The organism is Nakamurella sp. (assembly GCF_048594475.1).
Taxonomy (GTDB): domain Bacteria; phylum Actinomycetota; class Actinomycetes; order Mycobacteriales; family Nakamurellaceae; genus Nakamurella.
This window is the reverse complement of the sequence record NZ_JBMDXT010000075.1, coordinates 1-9028: the sequence shown is the minus strand read 5'-3', so window position 1 is coordinate 9028 and position 9028 is coordinate 1. Positions and strand designations below refer to the sequence as shown.

The following is a 9028-nucleotide window of genomic DNA, read 5'->3' as shown; positions in this document are numbered from 1 at the left end:
CGCCGCCGGCGCAGCACCGTGCGGCCGCCGGGTCCGGCTGGCTTGAGCCCCAGGAAGCGGGCGATCCGGCTGCCACCGGCGGCGGCCAGGGCGATCTCGGCCTCCCGCTCGTGCCGGGCGAAGTTGGCCAGCAGGCCGAACACCGCCATGGTGATCAGCAGCGACGTGCCGCCGGCCGAGATCATTGGCAGCGGGATGCCGGTCACCGGCAGCAGGCCGACCACGTAGCCGATGTTGATGCAGGCCTGGCCGACCAGCCAGACGGTGGCCGCCGAGGCGACGATCTTGATGAACGGGTCGGAGTTGCGGCGGGCGATCCGCAGGCCGGTGTAGGCCAGCAGCGCGAACAGGAAGATGACCAGCGCGGCCCCGATGAAGCCGAGTTCCTCTCCGATGATGGCGAAGATGAAGTCGGAGTCGGCGTTGGGCAGGTAGTTCCACTTCGCCCGCGACTGGCCCAGGCCCACCCCGAACCAGCCGCCGTTGCCCATCCCGTACAGGCTCTGCAGCAACTGGTACGAGCTGTCCGGATGCGACTCCGGGTTGATGAACGACAGCATCCGGGCCAGCCGGTAGTTGGCCGATACGGCCAGGTAGAACACGCCGGCCAGACCCGCCCCGGCCAGCGAGGCGAACATCCACCACGGTGCCCCGGCGAAGAACAGCACCGCGAAGAACACGATGGCCAGCGAGACCGTGGTGCCCAGGTCGGGCTGCATCATGATCAGCGCCGCCATCAGGCCGAACACCGGCAGCACCGGGATCAGCAGGGCCTTGGGCGAGCCGAGGGTGGACCGGCGGGCCGCGAGGACCTGGGCCATCCAGAGCAGCAGCGCGAGCTTGGCGATCTCGCTGGGCTGGAACTGGAAGCCGCCGATCCGGATCCAGCTGCGGGCGCCGTTGACCAGCGCACCGATCCCCGGCACCAGCACCGCGACCAGCAGGGCGATGGAGACGATGACGGCCAGCAGCGAGAACGACTTGAGGATCTTGACCGGGATGTACTGGGCGCCGAAGAACCCGATCAGACCGACCGCGGCGTAGATGGCCTGGTTGGTGAAGACCGAGAACGAGGAGCCCAGGTTCCGGTAGGAGGTGACCGCCGACGACGACAGCACCATCAGCAGGCCGATGCCCAGCATCAGCGCGAAGATCGCCAGGATCAGGTGCAGCGAGGTCATCGGCCGGTCCAGCCAGTCGACCGTGGCCTTGCGCGCGGCACCGGTCCAGGACCGCAGCCGGCCGGGAACGGCGCCGCCGGCCCGGGGGGCCCGGGCGGACCCGGCCGTCCCGTCCGCCGTCGCCCGGGCGGATGTCCCGTCGCCGGCGCCCGACCGCTTCTTCGAGGGCGACGTCAGGGTCACGCCGGCTCCGGCCGGGCGTCGGGCAGCGCCCGGGCGGCGGCGGCGAACGCCTCACCCCGGGCCGCGTACGAACGGAACATGTCCAGCGACGCCGCGGCGGGCGCGAGCAGGACCACGTCACCGGGTGCGGCCATCCGGGCGGCCGCGCTGACCACTGAGCGCATCACCCCATCGTCCGTCCCGGGCACCGGCAGAACCGGCACATCGGGGGCGTGTCGGGAAAGGGCGGCCTGGATCAGCGGCGCGTCCACGCCCAGCAGCACCACCCCGGCCAGCCGGTCCCGCACCGCCACCACCAGCTCGTCGATCGCGGCGCCCTTGAGCTGGCCGCCGGCCACCCAGACCACCCGCGGGTAGGCCTGCAGCGAGGCCAGCGCGGCGTGCGGGTTGGTGGCCTTGGAGTCGTCCACGTAGCGGACGCCGGCCCGCTCGGCGACCGGCACGTTGCGGTGCCCGCCCGGGGTGAACGCGGCCAGCCCGGCGGCGACGGCGGCCGGCTCGACCCCGACGGCCAGCGCGAGGCCGGCCGCGGCCAGCGCGTTGGTCACGTTGTGCGCGCCGGGCGGCCGGACCGCCTCGACCCGGCCGAGCGGGCGTGGCCGGTCGCCGAAGGCAGCGTCGGTCAGCACGCCGTCGGCGACGCCGAGGGCGCCGGCGGCCGGGACGCCCGACCCGATCGGCACGGTGCGGGCGGCCGGCGACCCGGCCAGCAGGCCGGCCGCGCCGGGGTCGTCGACGACGGCCAGGGCGACGTCCCCGGCCAGCGCCCGGGCCTTATCGGCGCCGTAGGCGGCCATCGAGCCGTGCCAGTCCAGGTGATCCTCGGCCAGGTTCAGCACCACCCCGGCGGCCGGGCGCAGGCTCGGCGCCCAGTGCAGCTGGAAGCTGGAGAGCTCGACGGCGATGACCTCCTGGCGGGCGGCGTCGTCCAGCGCGTCCGGGCCGCCGGCCAGCACGGCGGCCAGCACCGGCCAGCCGATGTTCCCGCAGGCGGTCACCTCCCGGCCGGCGGCCCGCAGGATCGACTCGAGCATGCCGGTGGTAGTGGTCTTGCCGTTGGTGCCGGTGACCACCAGCCACCGTCGGGCCGCAGCCGGGGGTCCGTCGTGGTCGATGCGCCAGGCCAGCTCGACCTCGCCGATCACCTCGATGCCGGCGGCCGCGGCGGCCGTCAGCAGCGGGTTGCGCGGCGGGATGCCGGCCGAGGTCACCACCAGTGTGGTGCCCGGCGGCGGCGTGGCCAGGTCGCCGGCGAAGGTGACGTCGCCGGGGATCTGGGCCAGCTCGGGCGGGGCGGCCCGGTTGGCCGTGACCACCACCCGGGCGCCCCGGGCGGCCAGCACGCGGACCACCGGCAGCCCGGTCACCCCCGCGCCGGCGGCCACCACCAGGTCATCCGGGCCGGGCAGCGCGCCCGGCCCGGGGCCGGTCGCGGTCACCGTCAGCCGCCCGTCAGGGAGAGCCACTCGGCGTAGAACAGGCCCAGGCCCAGTGCCGCCGACATCGCGGCGAGCAGCCAGAACCGGATCATCACCGTGGTCTCGGTCCAGCCGGACAGCTCGAAGTGATGGTGGAACGGGGCCATCTTGAACACCCGCACGTGACGGGTGCGGAACACCGCGATCTGGATGACGACGGACAGCATCTCGACCACGAACAGGCCCGCGATGACGACCAGCAGCAGCTCGGTCCTGGTCAGGATGGACAGGCCGGCGATCAGGCCGCCCAGGGCCAGCGAGCCGGTGTCGCCCATCATGATCCGGGCCGGGTGCGCGTTCCACCAGAGGAAGCCGATGCAGCCGGCCAGCGCGGCGGACGCGATGACGGCCAGGTCGAGCGGGTCCCGCACCTCGTAGCAGCCGGCCTGGGCCGCCGTCGACAGCGGCATCCAGCAGGCGTTGCGGAACTGGAAGAAGCCGATCGCCACGTAGGTGCCGAGCACCATGACCGAGGACCCGGCGGCCAGACCGTCCAGCCCGTCGGTGAAGTTGACCGCGTTGGACCAGGCCGAGACCAGCAGCCAGCAGAGCACGACGAAGCCGATCGCGCCGAGCGAGAGGAACGTCAGGTCGCGGACGTAGGACAGCGAGGTCGACGCCGGGGTCAGTCCTCCGGCGCCCGGGAAGAACAGCGCCCCGATGCCGAAGGTGACGGCGACGAACGTCTGCCCGAGGAACTTCATCCGTTTGTTCAGGCCGAGATTGCGCTGCTTGCGCAGCTTGATGAAGTCGTCGAGGAAGCCGACCAGACCCATGCCGGTGGTGAGGTAGAGCAGCAGCAGGCCGGACGCGGTGAACCCGTCACCGCCGCCGGTCAGCCAGTCGACGAGCTTGGCCGCCAGGTAGCCGCACCACATCGCGATGAGGATCGAGGTGCCGCCCATGGTGGGCGTGCCACGCTTCTTCTTGTGGTGCTGCGGCCCGTCCTCGCGGATCTCCTGGCCGAAGCCCTGCCGGGAGAACACCTTGATGAGGTAGGGCGTGAACAGGATGGAGACCGCCAGCGCGACCAGCGCGGCGACCAGGATCGCCTTCACCGGGTCGCCGTTCCGGTGCCGGCCCGACCGATGCCCAGACCGTCGATCACCCGCTGGGCGACCCGTTCCAGGCCGGCCGACCGCGAGGCCTTGACCAGGACGACGTCACCGGGTGCCAGTTCCGCCACCAGGATGTCGGCCGCGGCCTCGGTATCGGGCACCAACTCGGACTCTCCGCTCCACGACCCCTCCAGATGGGCCCCCAGATGCAGGGCCCGGGGTGCGGTGCGGCCACCCACCGCCGCCCCGGTCGCCGCGCCCGGCCCCTCCACCACGAGCAGCCGGTCGACGCCCAGCCGGACGACGAGCCGGCCGATCCGGTCGTGCGCCTCGGTGGCGTCGTCGCCGAGCTCGGCCATCTCCCCCAGCACGGCCCAGGTCCGCCGGCCGCGGCCGATGGTGGCCAGCGACAGCAGCGCCGCCTTCATCGAGTGCGGGTTGGCGTTGTAGGCGTCGTTGATCAGCGTCGCGCCGTTGGCCAGCTCGGTGACCTCCATCCGCCACCGGGAGGCCGGCTCGGCCTGCGAGAGGGCGGCCGCCACGGCGGCGACCGGCATGCCCACCGCGCGCCCGACGGCGGCCGCGGCCAGCGCGTTGCCGACCTGGTGGGCCCCGACCACGCGCAGCGCGACCGGGGCGGACCCCTCCGGGGTGACCAGGGTGAACAGCGCCCGGTCGGCCTCGTCGGCGCGGACGTCCTGCGCGCGCACGGTCGCGTCCGGAGCCTGCCCGACCATGACGATCTCGGCCCGGGTCACCCCGGCCATGGCGGCCACCAGCGGGTCGTCGGCGTTCAGGACGGCCACCCCGCCGCTCCCGGCCGCGGCCGCCGGGGGCAGCGCCTGCACCAGCTCGGACTTGGCGGTGGCGATCGCCTCGACCGAGCCGAACTCGCCCAGATGGGCGGAGCCGACGTTGAGCACGGCCCCGATGCGCAGGGGCGCGACCCGGGCGAGTGCTCTGATGTGCCCGACCCCGCGGGCGGAGAGCTCCAGCACCAGGAAGCGGGTGGTCTCGTCGGCCCGGAGCGCGGTGTAGGGGTGGCCCAGCTCGTTGTTGAACGACTCCGGCGGCGCGACCACCTGGGCCGGGTCGTCCACCGCGGCCCGCAGCACCGCGGCGATCAGGTCCTTGGTCGAGGTCTTGCCGGACGAACCGGTGACCCCGACGACCTGCAGGCCGTGGTCGGCGGTCAATGCGGTCACCGAGGCGTGGGCCAGCGCGGCCAGCGCGTCCAGCACGCCGGCGTTGTCCGGCCGGTCGGCCACCCGCAGCACCGGCAGGCCGGCCGCGGCCGGACCGGTCAGCTCGCGGGAGGCGAGCACCGCGACCGCTCCGGCGGCGGCGGCCTGCCCGACGAAGTCGTGCCCGTCCACCCGCTCGCCCCGGAGCGCGACGAACAGCGCACCCGGCCGGATGCGCCGGGTGTCGAACTCGACCGACCGCACGGCGACGGCCGGCGCGGCCCCGTCGGGGCCCACGGGTGGATCGACCCCGATCGCGGCAGCGACCTGGGCCAGGGTCATCGCGATCATGAGGCGGCGTGGTCCTTCGCGTCGGGGTCGGTCACTCCGAGCAGGCTAGTCGGCTCGGCCGACACCGTCGGGACGGCCGCCCGCAGGGCCTGCGCCAGCTCGTCGCGGTCGGCGAACGGATGCACCACCCCGGCGATCTCCTGGCCCAGCTCGTGCCCCTTGCCGGCGACGACCACCGCGTCCCCCGTGCCGGCGACCTGCACCGCCCGGCGGATGGCCGCCCGCCGGTCCCCGATCTCCTCGATCCGGACCGCGCGGTCCGCGCCGACCGGCCGGGCGCCGGCCAGCACCTGGGCCCGGATGGCGGCCGGGTCCTCGGAGCGCGGGTTGTCGTCGGTGACGATCAGCACATCGGCCCGGGCCGCGCACTCGGCCCCCATCAGCGGCCGCTTGCCCGTGTCCCGGTCGCCACCGGCCCCGATCACCACGATCAGCCGACCGGTCAGGCCGTCCCGGATCGCGTCCAGGACGGCGGCCAGGGCACCGGGCTTGTGCGCGTAGTCCACCACGGCCAGGAAGTCCTGGCCGGCGTCCACGCGCTCCATCCGGCCGGGCACGGTGACCCCGCGGATCGCGTCGGCGGCCTGCTGCACGTCCCGGCCGATGGCGTCGATGCACGCGATCGCGACGGCCGCGTTGGCCACGTTGAACGCGCCCGGGATGGCCAGGTCGAGGCGGACCGTCCGGCTCCCCGGGCCGGCCAGCACCACCCGCTGGATGCCGTTGGCGGCCACCTCCACCGCGGTCACCGACCAGTCGGCGGCCCCGGCCCGGGCGCTCACCGTCAGCGCCTCCGGGTGCTCGGCCGCCAGCCGTTCGCCCCACTCGGTGTCCACGCAGATCACGTGCCGGGCGGCCCGCCCGTCGAACAGCATGGCCTTGGCCCGGAAGTAGTCCTCCATGTCGTGGTGGAAGTCCAGGTGGTCCTGCGAGAGGTTGGTGAAGGCGCCCACGGCGAACCGGGTGCCGCCGACCCGGCCCAGGGCCAGGGCGTGCGAGGAGACCTCCATCGCCACCGCGCCGACGCCGCGCTCGACCATGACGGCCAGCAGCGCCTGCAGGTCGGGCGCCTCGGGCGTGGTCAACGCGCTGGGCGTGACGACCCCGTCGATGCGGGTCTGCACCGTGCCGATGACGCCGCTGCGTGACCCGTCGGCGGCCAGGGCGGCCTCGAGCAGGTAGCAGGTGGTGGTCTTGCCGGCGGTGCCGGTCACCCCGACGACGGCGAGCCGGGCGCTCGGATCGCCGTAGATGACCCGGGCGACCGCCCCCAGGACGGCCCGGGGCTGCTCGACGACGACCAGCGGCACCGGGGCGCCGGCCAGCAGCCGCGCTCCCTCGGCGTCCGTGAGCACCGCGCGGGCGCCGCGCTCCAGCGCCTGATCGGCGTAGTGGGCGCCGTGCGCGCGGGTGCCGGGCAGGGCCGCGAACAGGTCACCGGGGCGCACGTCCTGGGCGCGCAGGGTGACCCCGGTCAAGCGGTCGGCCGGGCCGTCCCCGGGGTCGGGGGCGACCAGCGGATCGACGGGTCCGGCGGGGACCAGCTGCCCGCCCACCAGGCCCGCGACCTCGGTCACGGTGGCCCCGGCGGGATCTCGCGGTCGCGGCGCGGACGGTGCGGCGGAGGAACCCACGGCCGGCAAGGTTACCGCCCCCGGGCCCGGCGGACCGCGGCCCGCACCCCGCCCGGGGTGCGTGGACCGGGGGTGTCAGTTGTCGACATACAGGTCGTAGACCGGGGCCTGCTCGGCGGACGGGGGCACGTCGGCGGCCCGCATCGCGTAGGCGGCGATGTCGTGGAACAGCGGTGCGCAGCTGGTGGTGCCGGCCGGCGAACTGCCCAGCGGGTTGTCCAGCATGATCGTGATGACGTACTTGGGGTTGTCGGCCGGCACGATGCCGGCGAAGGTCGACGTGATCAGCGTCTTGGAGTACTCGCCGGTGTCCTCGTCGACCTGCTGCGCCGTCCCGGTCTTGCCCGCCACCTGGTAGCCGGTGATCGCGGCCGCCGGGGCGGTGCCGCGGTGGTACTCGTCGCCGCCCTGGATCGGGCCGTGCAGCATCTGGATCAGCGTCTTGGCCGTCTGCGGGCTCATCGCGACGGTCTGCGCGCCGGCCGGCGTCGGGGTGGTGACCCCGTTGACGGTGGTCGACGCGACCAGCGTCGGAGTGATCCGGACGCCGTTGTTGGCGATGGCCTGGTACATCCCGGCGAGCTGCAGCAGCGACTCCGAGACCCCCTGGCCGATCGGCAGGTTGCCGAAGGTGCTGGAGGACCAGGTGGACTGCTTGGGCAGGTAGCCGGAGGTCTCGGCGGGCAGCTGGATCCCCGTCCGGACGCCCTGGCCCAGCTTGCGGGCCATGTCCATGAAGGCGTCCGGGCCGACCTGCTGGGCGATCATCAGGGTGCCGACGTTGGACGACTTGCCCAGGATGCCGGTCGCCGTCATGTTCTGCGGTCCGTGCGCCCAGGCGTCCTTGATGGTCGCGTCGCCGACGTCGATCTTGCCGTCCACGTTGAACACCTGGTCCGGCTTGATCAGGCCCTTCTCCAGCGCCGCGGCCATGGTGACGACCTTGTTCACCGACCCGGGCTCGATCGCGTCGGTGACAGCCTTGTTGCCCGTCTCCCGCGCCGTCTTGCCGGGTTCGTAGCAGGCCATCGCCGGTACCTGGGCGTCGGCCACCTGCATGATCACCACGCAGCCGGACTTGGCCTGCGACTTGTTCACCCAGTCGGTGAGCATCTGCATCGTCGTGTACTGCAGGTCGGCGTCGATGGTCAGGGCGACGTCCATGCCGTCGGCGGCCGGCGTCTCGTCCCGGGCGCTGCCGGGAATGATCAGATGGCGGGCGTCGACGTCGACCACCCGCTCGCCGTCCTTGCCGGCCAGCTTGGTGTCGAACTTCGCCTCGAACCCGGACAGGCCGTTGCCGTCGTAGTCCGTCGTCCCGACGACCGCCGCCGAGGCCGAGTTGTCCGGGTGCTCGCGGACGTCCTGCCGTTCGGTGACGACCGCGTCGCGGTGGTCGGTGTCGAACAGCGGGGTGATCTTGTCCATGATCGCGTCGGCCTGGGCCGGGAGCAGGTCGCGGGCCAGATAGACGTAGGTCTTGCCGGAGGTGAGCTTGGCCATCACCTGGTCCTGGGTGAGGCCGTTGCCGACCCCGGCGACCAGGATGTCGGCCACCGCCTTGCGCTGGGTGTCGTCGGTGAACAAGGCCGGCCGGGCGGCCACCGCGCGGCCCTCGACCGTCAGCGCCAGCTCCACGCCGTTGCGGTCGGTGATGGTGCCGCGTTGCGCGGTGAGGGTGATCGTGCGGCTGCGCTGGGCCTCGCTCTTGGCGGCATAGCCGGAGAGGTCGACCACCTGCACGGTGACCAGCTTGAGGGTGGCCACCGCCAGCATGGCCAGCATCGCGACGAGGGCGATCCGGCTGCGCTGGCGCGGGTTGCCGACGGCCGACCGCGGTCGCCGGGTGCGCCGGCCGCGGACCGATTTGGGCTTGCCCGCGGGCCGGGGAGCGCCGGCGTTCGGGTCGCGCCGGCCGTCGGCCGGGGCGGCCGGACGGGCCCCGCGGGGCGGCCGGCC

General features: G+C 73.9%; 6 protein-coding genes. All 6 read right to left on the bottom strand.

Translation table 11 applies throughout. The features are described from left to right. Positions 1 to 1364, bottom strand: a 1364-nt coding sequence (gene ftsW, locus ACOJUF_RS03660; RefSeq protein WP_420120507.1) for a putative lipid II flippase FtsW, incomplete at its 3' end; no start/stop codon positions are given. Next, on the bottom strand, positions 1361 to 2803 hold the full coding sequence (murD, locus tag ACOJUF_RS03655; RefSeq protein ID WP_420120508.1) for a UDP-N-acetylmuramoyl-L-alanine--D-glutamate ligase: 1443 nt from the start codon (positions 2801 to 2803) through the stop codon (positions 1361 to 1363). The genes ftsW and murD, both read right to left, overlap by 4 nt. A 2-nt stretch (positions 2804 to 2805) precedes the next feature. Continuing rightward, positions 2806 to 3900, bottom strand: a complete 1095-nt coding sequence (gene mraY / locus ACOJUF_RS03650; protein ID WP_420120506.1) for a phospho-N-acetylmuramoyl-pentapeptide-transferase — start codon at positions 3898 to 3900, stop codon at positions 2806 to 2808. Continuing rightward, positions 3897 to 5435: a UDP-N-acetylmuramoyl-tripeptide--D-alanyl-D-alanine ligase gene (locus ACOJUF_RS03645; RefSeq protein ID WP_420120505.1), complete on the bottom strand. Its 1539-nt coding sequence runs from the start codon at positions 5433 to 5435 to the stop codon at positions 3897 to 3899. The genes mraY and ACOJUF_RS03645 overlap by 4 nt, the downstream gene beginning before the upstream one ends. Then, the gene (locus ACOJUF_RS03640; RefSeq protein ID WP_420120504.1) at positions 5432 to 7012 is read right to left on the bottom strand and encodes a UDP-N-acetylmuramoyl-L-alanyl-D-glutamate--2,6-diaminopimelate ligase; all 1581 of its coding nucleotides are present in this window, start codon (positions 7010 to 7012) and stop codon (positions 5432 to 5434) included. Before ACOJUF_RS03640 ends, ACOJUF_RS03645 begins: the two co-directional genes overlap by 4 nt. Positions 7013 to 7144: 132 nt before the next feature. Then, a partial coding sequence (locus ACOJUF_RS03635) for a peptidoglycan D,D-transpeptidase FtsI family protein (protein ID WP_420120503.1) occupies positions 7145 to 9028 on the bottom strand: 1884 nt, incomplete at its 5' end.